Genomic DNA, 18,032 nt, shown 5'->3' with positions numbered 1-18,032 from the left:
GGCCGGCCTCTTGCGAGGTATTTCAGTCAACCGGGCGGAAACTCTCCGCAACAGTGCGCACACGCTGCGGATTCGAGCACTCCGTTCACACCCCGTGTGAAGACGAACCCACTAATCTGACGGCACCGAGCCACCCGGGGGGCATATATGCAGCCCAACACTCTGCTCGACGCGATCCTCGACGAAGCCGGGATCTCGCACGCCGGGCTTGCCGCACATGTGAATCAGGCCGGGAGGGCACGCGGCCTCGCGCTCAGGTACGAACACACCGCCGTGGCACGGTGGTTGAAGGGCCAGCGCCCGCGCGGTCAGGTGCCCGACCTGATCTGCGAGGTGCTCGCGGGGCGGCTCCAACGCCCCGTCACCCTCGACGACATCGGCCTCGGCGTGCCCGGCGAACCCTCCGCCCCGCACGGCACCTCGCTGTCCGGTTTCGTCGAGCGGGCCACCGCCCTGTGGCGCTCCGACGAACAGCAGCGCCCGCACATCCTGGGCGCCCCCGCGGTCACCGGTACCCCCGCGGTCATGCCGGTGTGGGAGTGGGAGAACCCGCCCGAGGACGTCGACGTCTCCCGAGGCGGCCGGCACCGGGTCACCCACTCCGACATCGCGATGCTCCGCGCGGCCCGCACCCACTACGAGCAGATGTACCGCAAGGCCGGCGGCATAGCGACCCGCACCCGGATCGTCGGCTTCCTCAACGCCGAGGCGGCCCCGCTGCTGCGCGGCAGCTACACCGACGAGACGGGCCGCCAACTGCACCGCGCCACCGGCGGGTTGGTCGCCGTCGCCGGGATCTGCGCCTACGACTCCGACGCCCACGGCCTCGCCCAGCGCTACTTCCACCAGGCCCTCAGGCTCGCCAAGGCCAGCGGCGACCGCGGACTCGGCGCGTATGTCATCGCGCTGCTGGTCAACCAGGCCCTGTTCATGCGGGAGTACCGTCAGGCCGTCGCCTTCGCGGAGGCCGCGCTGCGGGCGGCCGGCAAGCACATCACCCCGGCGCTCGCCTGCGATCTCTACGCGATGCAGGCCAAGGCGTACGCCCACCTCGGCGACGGTACGACCGCGCTGTCCTGCATCCGGCGGGCCGAGCAGGCCGCCGAACGCATCCGGCGGGGATACGAGCCCGACGAGACCGGCTATGTCCAGCCGGGCCTCGTCAACGTGCAGGTGGCGGAGGCGCTCCTCAGCCTCGGCGAGCTCGCGGCGGCGGCCGCGCACGCCGCGGCCGCCGTAGACAACCCGGCCCACGACCGGGGCCGGGTGCACCGCCTCGCCATGCTCAGCACGATCGAACTGCGTCAGGGCAACGCCGACAAGGCGGTGGCCACCGCCGTACAGATGGCGGAACAGGCCCGGGGAATGGAGTCCCAGCGCCTGCGCGACAGACTCAGAGCGGTCCGCGAACACCTGGTCCGCAGCGGCTGCGCGGGCACCGCCGAGGCAGCCGAACTGATCGACGGCGCACTGCGCGTACCGCTGTAGGAGGGCACGCGTACGCCGACAGTCACAGTCCCTGCTGCGATATTGCCACTTACTCGACGGAAGGTGGCAGAACCGTGCAGTGGACGAAACAGAACGAACAAACTGTGTATGAAAACCGCTGGTTCAGCGTCAATCTCGCCGATGTCGAGCTGCCGGACGGCCGGCATCTCGACCACTTCCTGATACGACTGCGGCCGGTCGCCGTCGCCACGGTGGTGAACGAGGCCAACGAGGTGCTCCTGCTGTGGCGCCACCGTTTCATCACCGACAGCTGGGGCTGGGAACTCGCCGCGGGTGTGGTCGAGGACGGCGAGGACATCGCCGTCGCGGCCGCCAGGGAACTCGAGGAAGAGACCGGCTGGCGACCGGGCCCGCTCCAGCACCTCATGAGCGTGGAGCCCTCCAACGGGCTCACCGACGCCCGGCACCACATCTACTGGGCGGACGAGGGCGAGTACATCGGGCACCCCGTGGACGACTTCGAGTCGGACCGCCGGGAATGGGTCCCCCTGAAGCTCGTTCCCGACATGGTCGCCCGTGGGGAGGTCCCGGCCGCCAACATGGCGGCCGCGTTACTCCTGTTGCACCATCTGAGGCTCGGTCAGGACACCTAGCTACCCTGATCCCCCACCCGAGCGTCCCGAAGCCTCAGTGGCCGAGGGCCTGCCAGATCGCCACGACGAGCGCGCCCACGGCGGTGATCGCCGCAACCGCGGGCAGCGGCCAGCGGGCGTGCTCCAGGGCGATGATCCGTGCGCTCAGATCGTCGATCTCCTTGTCCGTCTCCTCCGTACGGTGACTGAGCAGAGCGAGGCCTCCCTCGACGCGTGCGTACGCGACATCGAGGCGGCGTCGTAACTCTGCGAGTTCTCCATGGATCACGGGATGCTCCGGTTCGGCGGTCACAGGTCCGCTCCTTTCCGTAGTCGTCACATCCCTTGCATGCGCATGAAGAGTCAACTCGCCTGGTGGGCGCGTGGGGAGAGTGTGCGACGGGCATATGCGGGCCCGGCGCGCACACGGTGTGTGAATGACACGGGCCCGGCACTCGGAGGAGTGCCGGGCCCGTGTTCGTAGCACTGTGTCATCAGCACCCTGGAACGGACAGGGTGCGGGTCAGTCGTAGGTGTAGAAGCCCGAGCCGGACTTCCGGCCGAGCCGGCCCGCGTCGACCATGCGCTGGAGCAGCGGGGGAGCGGCGTACAGCGGCTCCTTGTACTCCTCGTACATGGAGAAGGCGACCGAGGCGACGGTGTCCAGGCCGATCAGGTCGGACAGCTTCAGCGGGCCCATCGGGTGGGCGCAGCCCAGTTCCATGCCGTTGTCGATGTCCTCGCGGCTCGCGATGCCCGACTCGAACATCCGGATCGCGGACAGGAGATACGGGATCAGCAGCGCGTTGACCACGAAGCCGGAGCGGTCCTGGGCGCGGATCGCGTGCTTGCCGAGCAGCTTCTCGGCGAACTGCTGGGCGCGGGCCAGCGTGCCCTCGGACGTCGTGAGCGCCGGGATCAGCTCGACGAGCTTCTGCACCGGGGCCGGGTTGAAGAAGTGGATGCCGACGACCTGGTCGGGCCGCGAGGTGGCGACCGCGAGGCGCACCAGCGGGATGGACGAGGTGTTGGAGGCCAGGATCGCGTCCGGGCGGGTCACCACCTGGTCGAGCACCTGGAAGATCTCGGTCTTGACCTGCTCGTTCTCCACGACGGCCTCGATGACCAGGTCGCGGTCGGCGAACTCGCCGAGGTCGGTGGTGAAGCTCAGACGTGCCTGCGTCTCCGCCAGCTCGTCGGCCGTGATCTTGCCGCGTTCGGCGGCCTTGGTCAGGGAGTTGAACAGCCGGGTGCGGCCGATCTCCAGGGCCTCGCCGGTGGTCTCGGCGACCTTCACGTCCAGGCCGGCGCGGGCGCACACCTCGGCGATGCCCGCCCCCATCTGGCCGCAGCCCACCACTCCGACGCGCGCGATGTCTCCCGCCGGGAAGTCCGTCACTTCGTCCCTTTCGCTGATCTTCACCTGGTGGCAGGTCGGCCGTCGTCCGGTTCCTGCTCCGTTCGTGCACGTTACTCCCAAGTATCGATGATCGATCGTCTGGGTCCGTCATCCGTCGGGCATTCTGGGGCGCGGAGACGATCCGTGACCGAGCGGATCCATGGTGTTGGGGGAGTGTGCACATGGGGCGTCTGTCGCGCCGGGCCTTCGCGTTGGCCGCGCTGTCGACCTTGACCTCGGCCTCGGGAGCGGCGGCGGCACCGCGGCATCCGAGGCGGGCGACTGGCGAGATGCGGGGTGTGTGGCTCGCCACCGTGTCCAACCGGGACTGGCCGTCCAAGCCGGGGCTGACCGCCGCACAGCAGCGCGCGGAGCTGATCGCCCACCTCGACCGGGCAGCGGCGGACCGTCTGAACGCGGTGATGTTCCAGGTACGGCCCACCGCCGACGCCCTGTGGCCCTCGCCGTACGAGCCCTGGTCGCAGTACCTCACGGGGACCCAGGGCCAGAATCCCGGCTGGGACCCGCTCGGCACGGCCGTGGCCGAGGCGCACCGGCGGGGCCTGCAACTGCACGCCTGGTTCAACCCGTACCGCATCGCCAACCACGCCGACCCGACCCGGCTGGTCGCCTCCCACCCCGCCCGCCGGCACCCGGACTGGGTGGTGACGTACGGCGGGAAGCTCTACTACAACCCCGGTCTGCCCGAGGTCCGCGCCTTCGTCCAGGACGCGATCCTCGACGCGGTGCACCGGTACCCGGTGGACGCGGTCCACTTCGACGACTACTTCTACCCGTACCCGGTGGCCGGCCAGACCTTCGACGACGACGCGGCCTACGACGCGTACGGCGGCGCCTTCGCGAACCGGGCCGACTGGCGGCGGGACAACATCGACAAGCTGGTCCTGGAGACCGCCGCCCGCATCAAGCGGATCCGGCCCACCGCACAGTTCGGCATCAGCCCCTTTGGAGTGTGGCGCAACGCCGCCACCGACCCGCTCGGCTCGGACACACGCGCGGGTGTGCAGTCGTACGACGACAACTTCGCGGACACTCGCAAGTGGGTGCGCGAGGGCTGGATCGACTACCTCGTGCCGCAGCTCTACTGGAACATCGGCTTCGCCGCCGCCGACTACGCGAAGCTGGTGCCCTGGTGGGCGAGGCAGGCGCAGGGGAGCAGGACGAAGCTGTACCTGGGCGAGGCCCTCTACAAGGCCGGGGACCCGGCGCAGCCCGCGGCCTGGCAGGACCCCGCGGAACTGTCCCGGCACCTCACGCTCGCGCGCGACCACAAGCAGGTGCGCGGACATGTCTTCTTCGCCGCGCGGGAACTCGCCTCGGATCCGATCGGGGCGATGGCGCGGGTGGTCGCCGACCACTACCAGGTGCCGACGGCTCCCCCGCGCCGTGTCACCGGCCCATCTGCTGGAACCGGTGCCTGATCTCGGTGTCGGGGCCGGGTGAGCACACGCCCTCGTGCCCGTCCTCGAAGCGGACGCGGTACGGGGGGTTGCCCTCCTGACCCATCACTTCGACGATCTCGCCGACCTTGTCCTGCTGTCCGACCACCCTGCCGTGCTGGACAAGCTGGTCGCCCACGGTTGCACGCATCGTCTGGGGCCTCCTCACCAAGAGCGGGAGCAGCGGTCCGTGGCCCTGATTTTACGGCGCGGGGGCCCGGTTGGGACCGGCGCGTGCGCGCCGTTCAGCCCCGCGCCCGCTGGGTGACGGCGATGCACACGAGCACCGCCGCGGCCGTCAGCGGGGCGGCCACCGTCAGGTGCTCGCCGAGCAGCAGCACCGACCACACCAGTGTGAGCAGGGGCTGGGCCAACTGCAACTGGCTGGCCTTGGGGATCCCGATCGCCGCCATGCCCCGGTACCAGACGACCAGGCCGAGGAACTGCGAGCCCACCGCCACCCACAGCAGCCCGGCGACGCTGTGCGCGGTGAGGTGCACCGGTTCGTACGACAGCGCGAGCACCGCCGCCGGCACGCCGATCGGCAGGCACAGCACCAGCGCCCAGGCGATGACCTGCCAGCCGGGCATGACCCGGGCCAGCCGGCCGCCCTCGGTGTAGCCCGCGGCGCACACCAGGAGCGCGGCGAAGAGATACAGGTCGGCGGTGGTCAGCGCGCCCCCGCTCTGCTGCACGGTGAAGGCGACCACCGCGGCCGCGCCCGCGAGGGCGGCCGTCCAGAAGGTGCGCGAGGGGCGGGTGCCCATGCGCAGGGCCGACAGCAGCGCGGTCGTCAGGGGGAGCAGCCCCACCACGACGGCGGCGTGCGCGGTGGTCGACGTCTGCAGGGCGAGCGTGGTCAGCAACGGGAAGCCGACCACCACGCCGACGGCGACGACGGCGAGCCCCGGCCAGTCGTGGCGGCTCGGCATCGGGACGCGCAGCGCCGACAGACAGCCCGCGGCGACGAGGGCCGCGAGAACGCTGCGCACCGCGACGAGGGACCAGGGCCCGAAGCCCTCGAGCCCCCACGCCGTGGCGGGGAAGGTGAGGGAGAAGGCGGCGACGCCGAGGGCGGCCTGGAGGGTGCCGAAGCTCTTGGTGGGAGCGGTGACCGCTATCCCGGTCGGCGCGGTAGCGCTACTCTGTGCTCTCATGCACGAGAGTAGCAGCGTCACCGAACTGGCAGAACAGCTGCGGCGAGAGCTCGACCGCTACTCTCCCGGTGGAAAGCTCCCGTCGAGCCGGGCCCTGGTCGATCGGTTCAGGGTCAGCCCGGTGACCGTCTCGCGTGCCCTCGGCCGGCTCGCCGCCGAGGGGCTGGTGGTCACACGGCCGGGCGCGGGTGCCTTCCGGGCGGCGACGTGCCCCTTGGCCGCTCCGGCCGGGGACACCTCCTGGCAGGAGGTCGCGCTCAGCGCGGACGGCGCCGCCGACCTCGTACCGCGCTCGGTGGACGCGTCGGGTGTCCTGGTCTCACTGGCCGCTCCGCCGCCCGGGGTGGTCGAGTTCAACGGCGGCTATCTGCACCCCGGTCTGCAGCCGGAGCGCGCCATGTCCGCGGCCCTGGCCCGCGCGGGCCGCCGCCCCGGAGCCTGGGGCCGACCGCCGACGGAGGGTCTGCCGGAACTGCGCGAGTGGTTCGCGCGGACCATCGGCGGCGCCGTCACGGCCGCGGAGGTACTGATCACCGCGGGCGGCCAGTCAGCGCTCACCACCGCCTTGCGCGCACTGGCCCCGCCCGGTGCGCCCGTGCTCGTCGAGTCGCCCACCTATCCGGGCATGCTGGCGATCGCGCGCTCCGCCGGCCTTCGGCCCGTCCCCGTCCCGGTGGACGCGGACGGCGTGAGACCGGCCCTGCTCGCCGACGCCTTCCGGGCGACCGGCGCCCGGGTGTTCGTCTGCCAGCCGCTGTTCCAGAACCCGACCGGCGCGGTGCTGGCCCCCGAGCGCCGGGGCGAAGTGCTGCGCATCGCCCGCGAGGCCGGCGCCTTCGTCGTCGAGGACGATTTCGTACGACGGCTCGTGCACGAGGACGCCGGCCCGCTGCCGCGTCCGCTGGCCGCCGACGATCCCGACGGAGTCGTCGTCCATGTGGGCTCGTTGACCAAGGCGACCTCGCCCAGCTTCCGGGTGAGCGCGCTCGCCGCCCGTGGCCCGGTGCTGGAGCGGCTCCGCGCGATCCAGATCGTCGACACCTTCTTCGTCCCGCGCCCGCTCCAGGAAGCGGCCCTGGAACTCGTCGGCTCCCCGGCCTGGCCCCGTCATCTGCGCACGGTCTCGGCGGAGTTGAAGGCCCGCCGGGGCGCCATGACCGCCGCCCTCCGCCTCGACCTGCCCGAACTTGCCCTCCCGCACATCCCGTCGGGCGGCTACCACCTCTGGCTCCGCCTCCCGGACGGCACGGACGAGACCGCGCTGACCGCCGCGGCCCTGCGCGCGGGCGTCGCGATCACCCCCGGCCGCCCGTACTTCAGCGCGGAACCCCCGGCGGGCCATGTCAGGTTGAGCTTTGCGGCGGTGGCCGGAGCGGGGGAGATCGCGGAAGGGGTATGGCGCCTCCGCACGGCCTGTGACGAGGTGCTCCCGGCGAAAAACGCTCGACTCCGCCGTCCGTGACTGCCAACGTCACGCCCATGACCGACACCCCGCCCCTCGCCGAGGGTTACGAGATCTCCACCGACCCCGACCGCATCGACGCCGGGCGGGTGCACCACTGGCTGTCGACCGACGCGTACTGGGCGATCGGCCGGCCGCGGGAGAAGCAGGACCGGGCGATCGCCGGGTCGCTCAACTTCGGGGTGTACACGGTGGAATCAGGGGATCAGGTGGCTTATGCCCGCGTGATCACCGACCTGACCACTTTCGCCTGGCTGTGCGACGTGTACGTGGACCGGTCGGTGCGGGGCGAGGGGATCGGTACGGCGTTGGTCGGCGCGGTGCGCGAGCACCTGCGGCCGTACGGCCTCAAACGCATTCTGCTCGCCACCCACGACGCCCAAGAGGTGTACGAGAAGCTCGGGTTCGCGCCGCTCGCCAATCCCGGTCACTGGATGGCGCTCGTCTTCGGGCAGTGAGCCCCGGCGCACCCTGGGTAACTCCCCGGTAACGCCTCTTGACCTGCGCACTTCCACAGCTCACGATCGCCGCATGCAACTTCGGGTCACGTTCGTCGCCGCCGCGCGCAGCTCCTCGCTGCTCGCCGAGCGCTTCGAGGACGACCGTCCGCTCGACCAGGCCGGCTGGGACGAGGTGCTGGGCGTGGCGCACGCCCTGCTGCCGCTCGCGGCGGCCGAACTGCGGTACTGCTCGCCCACTCCGCGCAGCCGTGCCACCGGGGACGCCCTCGGGTACTCCCCGCTGGTCCAACTCGCTCTGCGCGACTGTGACATGGGGCGCTGGCGCGGGCTGACCCTCGGCGAGGCGATGGCCCGCGAGCCGGAGTCCGTGGACGCCTGGCTCGCCGACCCGCGGGCGACCCCGCACGGCGGCGAGTCGCTGCTGACCTTCATCTCGCGGGTGGGGGAGTGGCTCGACACCCGGCCGGTGGAGGACGGCGGCCGGGTCGTCGCCGTCGCCGAGCCTGCCGTGATCCGGGCCGCGCTGGTGTACGCGCTGAAGGCCCCGCCGTCGACCTACTGGAACATCGACGTACGTCCTCTGTCGGCGACCACCGTGACCGGCAGGGCCGGCCGCTGGAGCCTCCGTTTCGAGGGTGCCCCGGCCCAGCCTGCGAGGACGTGACCAGGGGCTCGGCGTGGTGGGCCGCCGGCCGTCATGTGCGGGTGCCCGTTGAGCCGTCGGCCGCCTTGTACCGGTGGCCGCCGGCGGTCTCACGCGTGTAGTCGGTCGTCAGGACCAGGTCCTTCGCCGGGCCGCCGACCCGCCAGACCGTGCGCCAGTGGTCCGCGTCCAGGACGCCGAACTCGCCGCGGTAGAGGTCCGCGGCGCAGGGGTGGTCGGCGACCTGATGCCCGGACGTGAGGTCCAGGCGGTTGAAGGGGCGCCCGTCGGAGAAGCGGACGTCGGCCGTACCCGGTGTCCCGCCCGGCAGGAAGCGGAGGGTCCGTTCCGCGGGGCGCGGGACGCCTCGCCAGACGAAGACGCCCGACTCCTGGGACAGCAGCCCACCGCCCTCCAGTCGGCCGAAAGCGGTCGTACCGGAGAACTCCCCTTCGTCTCCGCTCGCCAGATCCCGCACGGTTCGCTCGGTCCGCCAGGTCCCGGCCAGATACGCCAGCACATCCACCACTGGCCAGAACTCGCCCATCCGTCCCTCACTTCCGACACTTTCGGTCCCGCGCGACCCGTTGACGCTCCCCGACACCCTCCCTATCTTGCCGTTCGAAGTGCTGATCATCGTCTGATATTTCGAACGTCACCTTCGACACAGAGCCGCGGAGTATTCATGTCACGCACCCGCTGGAGACTCGGTCTCGGTGCCACCGCCTTCCTGGTGGCCGCCGGTCTGGTCCCCGCCCCCGCCCATGCCGAGGACGTCACCGACTACGCGATCGCCGTCGACCCGGCCGCCAAGGGCGCGAAGATCGACGACACGATGTACGGCGTCTTCTTCGAGGACATCAACCGGGCCGCCGACGGCGGTCTGTACGCCGAGCTCCTGCAGAACCGGTCCTTCGAGTACTCCACCGCCGACAACTCCTCATACACCCCGCTGACCTCGTGGACGGTCTCCGGCGCCGGCCAGGTGGTGAGCGACGACGGCAGCCTCAACGAGCGCAACCGCACCTACCTCTCCCTGACTGCCGGTTCGTCCGTCACCAACGCCGGATACAACACCGGCATCCATGTGGACGAGGGCAAGAAGTACGACTTCTCGGTGTGGGCCCGCGCTGACGCCGGTACGGCTCTCACGGTCTCCTTGCAGGACACCGACGGAACGCTCGCCACCGCCCGCGAGGTGGCTGTGACGAAGAGCGGCTGGGCCCAGTACAAGGCCACCTTCACCGCGACGAGGACCAGCAGCAACGGCCGCCTCACCGTGGCCTCCTCCGCCGCGGCCGCCCTCGACATGGTGTCCCTCTTCCCGCGCGACACCTACCGCGGTGAACCCAACGGCCTGCGCAAGGACCTCGCCGAGAAGATCGCCGCCCTGCACCCGGGCTTCGTGCGCTTCCCCGGCGGCTGTCTGGTGAACACGGGGTCCATGGAGGACTACAGCGCGGCCTCCGGCTGGCAGCGCAAGCGCTCGTACCAGTGGAAGGACACCGTCGGCCCGGTCGAGCAGCGCGCGACCAACGCCAACTTCTGGGGCTACAACCAGAGTTACGGCCTCGGCTACTACGAGTACTTCCGCCTCTCCGAGGACATCGGCGCCATGCCGCTGCCCGTGGTCCCCGCCCTGGTGACCGGCTGCGGTCAGAACAAGGCCGTCGTCGACGAGGCACTGCTCAAGCGGCACATCCAGGACACCCTCGACCTCATCGAGTTCGCCAACGGCCCGGCGAACTCCACATGGGGCAAGGTGCGGGCGAGGATGGGCCACGCCAAGCCCTTCCACCTCACCCACATCGAGGTCGGCAACGAGGAGAACCTGCCGAACGAGTTCTTCGCCCGGTTCAAGGAGTTCCGCGCCGCCATCCAGGCGAAGTACCCGGACATCCAGGTCATCTCCAACTCCGGTCCGGACGACTCCGGTTCGACCTTCGACACGGCCTGGCAGCTCAACAAGGACGCCAAGGTCGACATGGTCGACGAGCACTACTACAACAGCCCGCAGTGGTTCCTGCAGAACAACGACCGCTACGACTCCTACGACCGCAGCGGCCCGAAGGTCTTCCTCGGCGAGTACGCCTCCCAGGGCAACACCTTCAAGAACGCCCTCACCGAGGCGGCGTTCATGACGGGCCTGGAGCGCAACGCCGACGTCGTCAAACTCGCCTCCTATGCCCCGCTGTTCGCCAACGAGGACTACGTCCAGTGGCGCCCGGACCTGATCTGGTTCAACAACCACGCCTCCTGGAACTCCGCCAACTACGAGGTCCAGAAGCTGTTCATGACCAACGTCGGCGACCGCGTGGTGCCCTCGACGGCCACCGGCACGCCCTCACTGCTCGCCCCGATCACCGGAGCCGTGGGCCTCTCGACGTGGGCGACGACGGCGGCGTACGACGATGTGCAGGTCACCGGAGCCGACGGGAAGACCCTGCTCACCGACGACTTCAGCGGTGACGCCTCGCAGTGGACCCACACCGGTGGCGGCAGCTGGAGCGTCCAGGACGGGCAGTACGTGCAGACGGACGTGAACGCCGAGAACACCATGGTCTCGGCGGGTGACCCGTCCTGGCACGACTACGACCTGAAGGCGAAGGCCACCAAGAAGGCCGGCAAGGAGGGCTTCCTCGTCGCCTTCGGCGTCAAGGACACCGGCAACTACTACTGGTGGAACATCGGCGGCTGGAACAACACCCAGTCCGCCGTCGAACAGGCCGTGGACGGCGGCAAGTCGACGCTGATCTCCAAGGCCGGGTCGGTCGAGACCGGCCGTACCTACGACATCGACGTCAAGGTGCGCGGCCGCCAGGTGACCCTCTACCTCGACGGACAGGAGTGGGGCAGCTTCACCGACGACAAGCCGGCCGAGCCGTTCCGCCAGGTGGTCACCAAGGACCAGAAGACCGGTGACCTGATCGTCAAGGTCGTCAACGCCCAGAACGCGGCGGCCCGCACGGCGATCGACCTCGGCGGCGCCAAGGTCGCCTCCAGGGCCCGGGTGACCACCCTGGCGGCCGGCCCGGACGCCGTGAACAGTGAGACGGCGACCGCGGTCGCCCCGGTGCAGTCCACCTTCGACGGAGTCGCCGGGAAGTTCTCGTACACCTTCCCGGCGAACTCGGTCACCTTCCTGAGGATCAGGCAGAGGTAGCCGACGGGCCGGCGGGCTGCTGTCCGACGGGCAGCAGCCCCCGCTCGCCGAACACCTTCTTCGCCACGGCCGTGGCGTTCAGCGCCCTGGGGAACCCGCAGTACCCGGCCGACTGCAACAGTGCCTCGACGATCTGCTCGGGGGTCAGGCCCACGTTGAGGGCCGTGTTGATGTGCACCTCCAGCTGGGTCTCGCAGCCGCCGAGCGCGGTGAGCATGCCCAGCGTGACCAACTGGCGGTCGCGCGGCGCCAGTTGCGGGCGCGAATAGATCTCGCCGAAGCCCCAGGCGATGACCTGGTGGCTCATCTCCGGGCTGATGTCGGCGAGTGAGTCGACGACCAGCTGTCCTACCTCCGGATTGACGCTCCCCAGCATCTCGAGGCCGCGCGCGAAACGCTCCTCGCGGGTGGTGCTCTCGCTCATGTCGACTCCCTCCGCCCGTACGTCCCCCTCGGCAGCCGTTGGCTTCCGGGTCGTACGGAATTCACCTCACCGCCATCGGCGGTCGGACAACCAACCGTATGCACCCCTCGTCTAAATCGGCGCAGCAACAACGCACGGGGTGAACGCCCCGGACGGGGGCTTGAATTGACCAGCACACAGGGCGTGCGACCGACCATCCCGCCCGAACCGAAGACCGCGGACGAGCACATAGGTGAGCGGCCGCCGCCCGGACCGGGGCAGGCCGCTCTGCTGGCCGCGGCGATCACCGTCGTCGTACTGTGCGCTGCCGACGCCGTCGCCCGCAGCTATCCCTTCGGGCCGCGCACCCGGAACGTCAACGACCTGGGAAACCAGTACGTGCCGTTCCACGCGCACCTGTGGGACCTGCTGCACGGGCGGAGCACCGGCGGGCTCCTCGTCAACTGGCAGTCGGGATTCGGCACCAGCTTCCTGCCCGACCTCGGCACCTACCTCACCAGCCCGTTCGCCCTGCTCGTGGCGGTGTTCCCGAGGGACGAGATCGACCTCGCGGTGTACATGATCACCGTGCTGAAGATCGCGTGCGCCGGTGCCGCCATGGCCTGGCTGCTGCTGAGGCTGCGTCCCGGACGCTGGTGGGCGGCAGGCCTGCTGGGCGCGTCCTACGCCCTGTGCGGCTGGACCGTGGCGACCGCCTCGTACAACCTCATGTGGCTCGACGGGCTGATCGCCCTGCCGCTGCTGTGCCTGGTCGGCGAGTGGATCCTGAGCGGCCGGCGTCCGCTCGTCGGGGTGCTGGTCGTGACGGCCGCGTGGATCGCCAACTTCTACACGGCGTACATGGCCACCCTCGCCGCCGCTCTGGTGCTCCTGCTGCGGCTGTGGCTGGCCGACCTGCCCCGCCGCCGCAGGCTCACCGTCGCGGGCCGGGCCGTCCTGACCTTCGCGCTCGGCATGGGTCTGGCCGCACCTCTGGTGACGGTCGTCTACTTCGGCAGCGCGCACGCCTCCGAGGGCCGGTTCACCCGGTTCGCTCCGGTGGGCACGCAGGATCTGCTGGCCCGGCTGCTGCCGACGACGTACAGCTTCGGCTCCCCGGCCCTCTTCGTCGGCACCACGGCCCTGCTGCTCGCCCTCGCCCTGCCCTTCCACCGTGCCGCACCCCGCCGGGTGCGCGCCGGGTGGCCGCTGCTGGTGCTCGTCGTGACCCTGTCGATGCAGTGGGGCCCGACCCATCTGCTCTGGCACGCCTTCGCCGCCCCGCAGGGCAGTTCGTACCGCCAGACCTTCGTGGTGTGCGCACTGCTGGTGATCGCCGCCTGGCACACGCTCTCCTACGGCCCCCTCGACCGGCGGGCCCTGGGCGCGGCGGCCGGACTGCTCGCGCTGATCGCGGTCGTCGCGAGCGGCAGCGGGCTCGTCCGTTCCTTCGCCTGGCCGGTGTTCCTGATGGCGGCCCTGGGCGCGCTGCTCGGGCTGATCCTGCTCGACCGCAAGCGGCCCGTACTGCGCATGGCCCCGGTGGCGTTCGCCGCCGTACTGCTCGTCGGAGCGCAACTGGGCGAGGCCACCGCCACCGACGCCGTGGCCACCCGGATGCGGTTCGGCCACATGGACGACTACGCCCCCTGGGGCGACCGCCAGCAGGAGCAGGCGGACGCGATCGCGCAGGCCGACGGCTGGCCCCGCTACCGCACCGACCCGGGCCGGGAACCGACCGTCGGCAACGACCCGCTGGAGGTCGGCGGGCAGGGCGCCCAGTACTACAGCAGCCACACCTCCGCCGTGCTCAGCAGCACGCTCACCGCCCTCGGCGGCGGCTGGACCTCCGGCGGCCGCAGCCTCCAGAGCCTGGACAACGCGGTGACGGACGTCCTCTTCTCCGTCGGCGCCCGGGTGCACTCCCCGCCGGACCCGCATCAGAACTGGTTCCCCCAGGACGGCACCGGGGAGACCGTGACCCGCGAGGACGTCCCGCCCCTGGTGACGGTACGGCCGTCCGCCGCGACCGGTGCCTTCGGGCCGTCGCCGTACCGCAACCAGGAGCTGCTGCTGGGTGCCCGCGTCTACACCCTGCCCCGCGTCACCGTCCTCAACGGCGCCGGCAAGCGGCCGTACCGCAGTACCGACCGGCGGCAGGGAGTCCGTATAGGTGCCAGGGCGACGATCACCGCCCAGTGCCGGGCGGGCAGCGAGGTCTACCTCTGGGCGCCGTACTTCGCGGGCACGGCACGGCTCGCCGGACCCTCCGCACACGGCCTGACCGGACGGTTCCGGGCCGACTGGCGGCCCCTCACCAAGATCGCCGCCATGCAGCGGCTCGGCACGGTCCCGGACTCCGGGCGCCTCACGATCGAGCTGTCCGCGAACCGGCTGGGCGTCGTGCCGGACCAGGCGGTCGGCTGCCTGGACACCGGCCGCCTGCACACCGTCGTCCGACAGCTCAAGGCCACCGGCGCCACCAAGGTGACCGTCTCCGGCTCCGGCGGCACGGTCCGCGCCCAGCTCCCGGCGGGCAGCAAGGGCGTCGCCGTCGTCGCCGCACCCCGGATCGCCGGCTGGCGCTGCGCCGCCGGTGACGCGGCCGCCGTACCCGCGAAGGAGTACCACGGGCTGATCGCCGTGCCGCTCGACGGCACCTCGTCGAGTGTCACCTGCAGTTTCCATCCGCCCGGTCTGCGGCTGGGGACGGCGGTCGGGGGCGGTGCGCTCGTCGCTCTCGCCGGGCTCGGGGTGTTCGGGGCCCTGCGTCGGCGGAGGGTGTGACCGCCGCTGATCAGAGAATTCCGTCGGTGCCCCGGATCGTTTCCCGCTGCCCCTGGCCGTCCCGTCATCTGCTCAGGGCCCGGTCGGTGTCGTACTCCGAGAACCGAACGAATTGTCGCGCCCTTCACAGACTGCATCTCCCGGCGGCGAGTGCCGTGATCGCGCACTCCGCGGCGTGCCGTGCCGCGAGCGCGGAGGGGAAGGGCCCGCAGCCGTGGGAGGCACGGCCGGCCGATCCGTTGGTGATCCGCCACTGCCAGGCGGTGCTCGCGGCAGGGGCCGAAGGGTGGTGCCAGACGGGCTGTGCGGCGGAGGGTGCGTTCTCCGCCTGCCGGACCACCACGTCGTGGACCACTCCGCCGATCAGGGCCGAGGCGCGCCTTGCGTGGTCGTCGGTGGTCCAGTGGAGGGGGGTCGGGGTGGACTCCGACACTTCCAGGAGGACGTCGGTGAGGTCGGCCAGAGTCCGGTACAGCGCGGCACGAACCGCGTCGGTGTGCTGACGGCCCCACCGGCATGGGGTCCGTTCGGCGAGTTCGTCCACGATGGCCTGCGCGGCGAGTTCGTCGAGAGGGTCGGGCTGTGCGAGGCGTTCCCGCGCCAGGGTCGCGGCAGCGCCCCATGCGAGGTCGTCGCGGGTCATGCCGGTGTCGCGGGCCAGCGTCCAGAGGCCCGCTGGGCCCAGGTCGTCGACCGTGTGCTGGATGCAGCGGGCGCCCGCGTCGGCCGCGGGCGGTACGTCGGCGTTCAGGAGGCCGGCGCGTACCTCGGTGGCCGCGCTCACGTCGCCCGGTTGCAGCGCGCCCGGCGGCAGCGCGGCCGCAGTGCGGAGCACGCGCTCGTGGACGCGACGTGCCGGATGAGCGCCTGGGGGTGGCGAGGGGCATCCTGACAGGGAGCAGAGGGCGTCCAGCAGGTCCGTCGGCACAACTCTCAGGTTGATGCACGCCTTCGACAGACGGCCGTCCATCCTGTCCTCCCCCTTTCCGCTCTCCGGGATGGCCGGCTGGTCCGGCGCGGTTCCCCTTGAACCGCGCCGGAACAGCCTTGTTCTGTGGCTGTGTCAGTCGTCCAGCACGGCCAGGGCGTCGATCTCCACGAGGAGTCCCGGCGGGAGCTGCATGTACACGGTGGTGCGGGCGGGGAAGGGCTCGCCGACGGCCGCGGCATACGCCTCGTTCAGCTCGGGCAGGTGGGCGGGGTCGGTGAGGTGGACGCGGAGCATGACGACATCCTCCAGGCCCGCGCCGGCCGCCTTGAGCACGGCGGTGACATTGCGCAGGACCTGTGCGGTCTGCTCGGCGACGGTGGCGCCGACGACCGCGCCGGTGTCGGGGTCGAAGGGCAGCTGTCCGGAGACCTGCAGGACGGGGCCCTTGCGGATGCCCTGGGAGAGCGGGGCCGGGAGAGAGGGGGCGTTCTCGGTGGTGATGACGGTTCTGGTCACGGGGTTCCTTGAAGCGGTGGTGATCCCTGAAGGGGTGAGCAGGCAAAGCACATACGGGCGTCAGGTCCAGGCCTGTCGTTCCCGGCTGCGGGGGTCGTCGATCTGGGTCCACTCGGCGTCGATGTGCATCGTGGCCCTGCGCTCGGTGTCGTAGGGGTCCCAGCCGGGGTCGCCGGTGGCGGCGAACCGGATCCAGGTCTCGTGCATGCGGTCCGCGAGATCCGCGGGGGGCTTGTCGGGGCCGAGCAGGGCGCCGGGGCCGTTCAGCTCGGGCCGGTCCGCGAGGTCGAAGACGAAGGGCAGCTCGACCGCGTGGGTGGCGCCGAGCTCTCCGTCCAGGGCCCGGGAGCGCCAGGCGAACTCGTACGCGTAGGTGGCGGACTCCGGATGGGCGGCATGGGCGCCGGCCAGAGCGCGGCTGCCCGCGCCGAACAGGGCGTCGGCCATGATGGCGGACCGCAGTTCCGCGTAGGAGGCCTCGGGGCGGGACTTGCGGTAGGTCTCGACGAGCCGCGCCGGATCCGGGTGCGAGCGCGCCGCCGCCTCGTCGACGTCGGCTGCGGTCGAGCTGGCGTACTTGCCCACCGGGACCAGGTAGAGGTTGCCCTCCTCGGTGTTGGTGCCGACGAGCAGGTCGACGTCGGCGGCGAGGCCGGCGGCGACGGATGCGGCGGGCTGGGTGTCGAGGACGAGGCTGAAGGGACTGAGGCCGATCAGCGGGTCGCCGTGGGTCTCGGTCCGCAGGTCGATGCCCGCGAGCCGGGAGGCGGCCTCGACCAGGCGCTCGTCGGAGATGTCCGCGAAGGCGTCGACGTGCGGTTCGATGCCCAGGGCCTCGGCGGCCGCGGCGGTGACGCGGGCTGCCTGCTCGGTGCTGAACGCGCCCAGGCCGCTGCCGCTCTGCACGATCGCCCTGCGGAACAGACCCGTGGCCTCCGCGGTGGCGAGGACGCCGCCGACGATGGTCGCCCCGGCCGACTGGCCGAAGAGCGTGACGTTGTCCGGGTCACCGCCGAACCCGGCGATGTTCTCCCGCACCCAGCGCAGCGCGGCGACGACGTCGAGCAGACCGCGGTTGGCGGGGGCTCCGGGCAGGTCCAGGAACCCGGCGATGCCGAGCCGGTAGTTGAGCGTGACGAGGACGACGCCGTCGCGGGCGAAGGCGGAACCGTCGTACATCGCGGACCGCGTCGATCCGGCGACGAATCCGCCGCCGTGCACGAACACCATGACCGGCAGGTCGCTCCGCGCGACGGCGGGCGTCCACACGTTGACGGTGAGGTAGTCCTCGCCCCGGCTCCAGCCGGTGCCGAAGTAGGGGGCCATGTCGATGCTGCCGAGCTTGCGCTCGGACTGCGGCGCGTTGGGTCCGGGGACCCTGGCGTCCCGTACGCCGTCCCACGGCTCGTGCGGCTCGGGCGGCGCGAAGCGGCCGGCGCCCAGGGGCGGGGCGGCATAGGGGATGTTCAGGAAGGCGGCGGTGCCGTCCTCCCGGCGCAGACCGCGCACGGCTCCCTGCGCGGTGGTCACGACGGGTTCGGGGTGGTGGTTCATCTCTGGTGCCTCTCC

17 protein-coding genes are annotated in these 18,032 nt (G+C 71.2%); 8 read left to right on the top strand and 9 right to left on the bottom strand.

Translation table 11 applies throughout. From position 1 onward, the window contains the following. The first annotated feature begins 147 nt into the window (after positions 1-147). Together ACIBJB_RS22060 and ACIBJB_RS22055 are read left to right on the top strand one after the other, a co-directional pair. Complete coding sequence (locus ACIBJB_RS22060; RefSeq protein WP_306984057.1) at positions 148-1,488, top strand: transcriptional regulator; 1,341 nt, start codon at positions 148-150, stop codon at positions 1,486-1,488. A gap of 74 nt (positions 1,489-1,562) precedes the next feature. Next, a complete protein-coding gene (locus tag ACIBJB_RS22055) occupies positions 1,563-2,102 on the top strand; it encodes an NUDIX hydrolase (protein ID WP_037715720.1) in 540 nt (179 codons plus the stop codon). A gap of 34 nt (positions 2,103-2,136) precedes the next feature. Here ACIBJB_RS22055 and ACIBJB_RS22050 read toward each other — a convergent pair whose 3' ends face one another. Further along, positions 2,137-2,394, bottom strand: a complete 258-nt coding sequence (locus ACIBJB_RS22050) for a hypothetical protein (protein ID WP_057614266.1) — start codon at positions 2,392-2,394, stop codon at positions 2,137-2,139. 210 nt (positions 2,395-2,604) lie between these two features. Continuing rightward, positions 2,605-3,480 (bottom strand): 3-hydroxybutyryl-CoA dehydrogenase, encoded by an 876-nt coding sequence (locus tag ACIBJB_RS22045; RefSeq protein ID WP_387727736.1) that lies wholly within the window; start codon positions 3,478-3,480, stop codon positions 2,605-2,607. A gap of 182 nt (positions 3,481-3,662) precedes the next feature. On the opposite strand from ACIBJB_RS22045, the gene ACIBJB_RS22040 reads away from it, so the two are divergent. Continuing rightward, entirely contained in the window at positions 3,663-4,922 is a 1,260-nt protein-coding gene (locus ACIBJB_RS22040; protein WP_398932798.1) for a glycoside hydrolase family 10 protein, read from the top strand. Here the strand turns inward: ACIBJB_RS22040 and ACIBJB_RS22035 are convergent. Continuing rightward, the gene (locus ACIBJB_RS22035; protein ID WP_037715145.1) at positions 4,891-5,091 is read right to left on the bottom strand and encodes a DUF1918 domain-containing protein; all 201 of its coding nucleotides are present in this window, start codon (positions 5,089-5,091) and stop codon (positions 4,891-4,893) included. The genes ACIBJB_RS22040 and ACIBJB_RS22035 overlap by 32 nt on opposite strands. 94 nt (positions 5,092-5,185) lie before the next feature. Beyond that, a complete protein-coding gene (locus tag ACIBJB_RS22030; protein WP_398932797.1) occupies positions 5,186-6,097 on the bottom strand; it encodes a DMT family transporter in 912 nt (303 codons plus the stop codon). Between ACIBJB_RS22030 and ACIBJB_RS22025 the strand changes: the two genes are divergently transcribed. The 3 genes from ACIBJB_RS22025 (at position 6,096) to ACIBJB_RS22015 (ending at position 8,684) form a co-directional block, all read left to right on the top strand. After that, entirely contained in the window at positions 6,096-7,559 is a 1,464-nt protein-coding gene (locus ACIBJB_RS22025) for a PLP-dependent aminotransferase family protein (RefSeq protein WP_398932796.1), read from the top strand. The genes ACIBJB_RS22030 and ACIBJB_RS22025 overlap by 2 nt on opposite strands. Positions 7,560-7,576: 17 nt before the next feature. Next, positions 7,577-8,017, top strand: a complete 441-nt coding sequence (locus ACIBJB_RS22020) for a GNAT family N-acetyltransferase (protein WP_398932795.1) — start codon at positions 7,577-7,579, stop codon at positions 8,015-8,017. 73 nt (positions 8,018-8,090) lie between these two features. After that, entirely contained in the window at positions 8,091-8,684 is a 594-nt protein-coding gene (locus ACIBJB_RS22015; protein ID WP_398932794.1) for a histidine phosphatase family protein, read from the top strand. 31 nt (positions 8,685-8,715) lie between these two features. On the opposite strand, the gene ACIBJB_RS22010 is transcribed toward ACIBJB_RS22015, so the two are convergent. Next, on the bottom strand, positions 8,716-9,210 hold the full coding sequence (locus ACIBJB_RS22010; RefSeq protein ID WP_398932793.1) for a DUF6314 family protein: 495 nt from the start codon (positions 9,208-9,210) through the stop codon (positions 8,716-8,718). 138 nt (positions 9,211-9,348) lie between these two features. Between ACIBJB_RS22010 and ACIBJB_RS22005 the strand changes: the two genes are divergently transcribed. Continuing rightward, complete coding sequence (locus ACIBJB_RS22005) at positions 9,349-11,826, top strand: alpha-L-arabinofuranosidase C-terminal domain-containing protein (RefSeq protein ID WP_398932792.1); 2,478 nt, start codon at positions 9,349-9,351, stop codon at positions 11,824-11,826. Here the strand turns inward: ACIBJB_RS22005 and ACIBJB_RS22000 are convergent. Continuing rightward, positions 11,813-12,250, bottom strand: coding sequence for a carboxymuconolactone decarboxylase family protein (locus tag ACIBJB_RS22000; protein ID WP_398932791.1), 438 nt, complete (start codon positions 12,248-12,250; stop codon positions 11,813-11,815). The two genes, ACIBJB_RS22005 and ACIBJB_RS22000, sit on opposite strands and share 14 nt — an antisense overlap. Before the next feature lie 183 nt (positions 12,251-12,433). Between ACIBJB_RS22000 and ACIBJB_RS21995 the strand changes: the two genes are divergently transcribed. Then, positions 12,434-15,016, top strand: coding sequence for a YfhO family protein (locus ACIBJB_RS21995; RefSeq protein ID WP_398933040.1), 2,583 nt, complete (start codon positions 12,434-12,436; stop codon positions 15,014-15,016). Between the two features lie 124 nt (positions 15,017-15,140). Here the strand turns inward: ACIBJB_RS21995 and ACIBJB_RS21990 are convergent, their stop codons facing one another. The 3 genes from ACIBJB_RS21990 to ACIBJB_RS21980 all read right to left on the bottom strand — a co-directional run bounded on the left by ACIBJB_RS21990 (position 15,141) and on the right by ACIBJB_RS21980 (position 18,017). Further along, a complete protein-coding gene (locus ACIBJB_RS21990) occupies positions 15,141-15,851 on the bottom strand; it encodes a hypothetical protein (RefSeq protein WP_398932790.1) in 711 nt (236 codons plus the stop codon). 228 nt (positions 15,852-16,079) lie between these two features. Then, positions 16,080-16,463, bottom strand: a complete 384-nt coding sequence (locus tag ACIBJB_RS21985) for a RidA family protein (protein WP_398932789.1) — start codon at positions 16,461-16,463, stop codon at positions 16,080-16,082. Between the two features lie 60 nt (positions 16,464-16,523). Next, a complete protein-coding gene (locus tag ACIBJB_RS21980) occupies positions 16,524-18,017 on the bottom strand; it encodes a carboxylesterase/lipase family protein (RefSeq protein ID WP_398932788.1) in 1,494 nt (497 codons plus the stop codon). Positions 18,018-18,032 lie beyond the last annotated feature (15 nt).

The organism is Streptomyces sp. NPDC050759 (genome assembly GCF_044456945.1).
GTDB lineage: Bacteria > Actinomycetota > Actinomycetes > Streptomycetales > Streptomycetaceae > Streptomyces.
The sequence above is the reverse complement of the archived record's forward strand: the minus strand, read 5'-3'. Positions and strand labels throughout refer to the sequence as shown.

Excerpts from the sequence above, each read along its gene's own strand:
- ACIBJB_RS22060 (WP_306984057.1), top strand. The coding sequence starts at position 148 with ATGCAGCCCAACACTCTGCTCGACGCGATCCTCGACGAAGCCGGGATC.
- ACIBJB_RS22010 (WP_398932793.1), bottom strand. The coding sequence starts at position 9,210 with ATGGGCGAGTTCTGGCCAGTGGTGGATGTGCTGGCGTATCTGGCCGGG.
- ACIBJB_RS22025 (WP_398932796.1), top strand. The coding sequence starts at position 6,096 with ATGCACGAGAGTAGCAGCGTCACCGAACTGGCAGAACAGCTGCGGCGA.
- ACIBJB_RS21980 (WP_398932788.1), bottom strand. The coding sequence starts at position 18,017 with ATGAACCACCACCCCGAACCCGTCGTGACCACCGCGCAGGGAGCCGTG.
- ACIBJB_RS22005 (WP_398932792.1), top strand. The coding sequence starts at position 9,349 with ATGTCACGCACCCGCTGGAGACTCGGTCTCGGTGCCACCGCCTTCCTG.
- ACIBJB_RS22015 (WP_398932794.1), top strand. The coding sequence starts at position 8,091 with ATGCAACTTCGGGTCACGTTCGTCGCCGCCGCGCGCAGCTCCTCGCTG.
- ACIBJB_RS22000 (WP_398932791.1), bottom strand. The coding sequence starts at position 12,250 with ATGAGCGAGAGCACCACCCGCGAGGAGCGTTTCGCGCGCGGCCTCGAG.
- ACIBJB_RS22030 (WP_398932797.1), bottom strand. The coding sequence starts at position 6,097 with ATGAGAGCACAGAGTAGCGCTACCGCGCCGACCGGGATAGCGGTCACC.
- ACIBJB_RS22040 (WP_398932798.1), top strand. The coding sequence starts at position 3,663 with ATGGGGCGTCTGTCGCGCCGGGCCTTCGCGTTGGCCGCGCTGTCGACC.
- ACIBJB_RS22020 (WP_398932795.1), top strand. The coding sequence starts at position 7,577 with ATGACCGACACCCCGCCCCTCGCCGAGGGTTACGAGATCTCCACCGAC.
- ACIBJB_RS22035 (WP_037715145.1), bottom strand. The coding sequence starts at position 5,091 with ATGCGTGCAACCGTGGGCGACCAGCTTGTCCAGCACGGCAGGGTGGTC.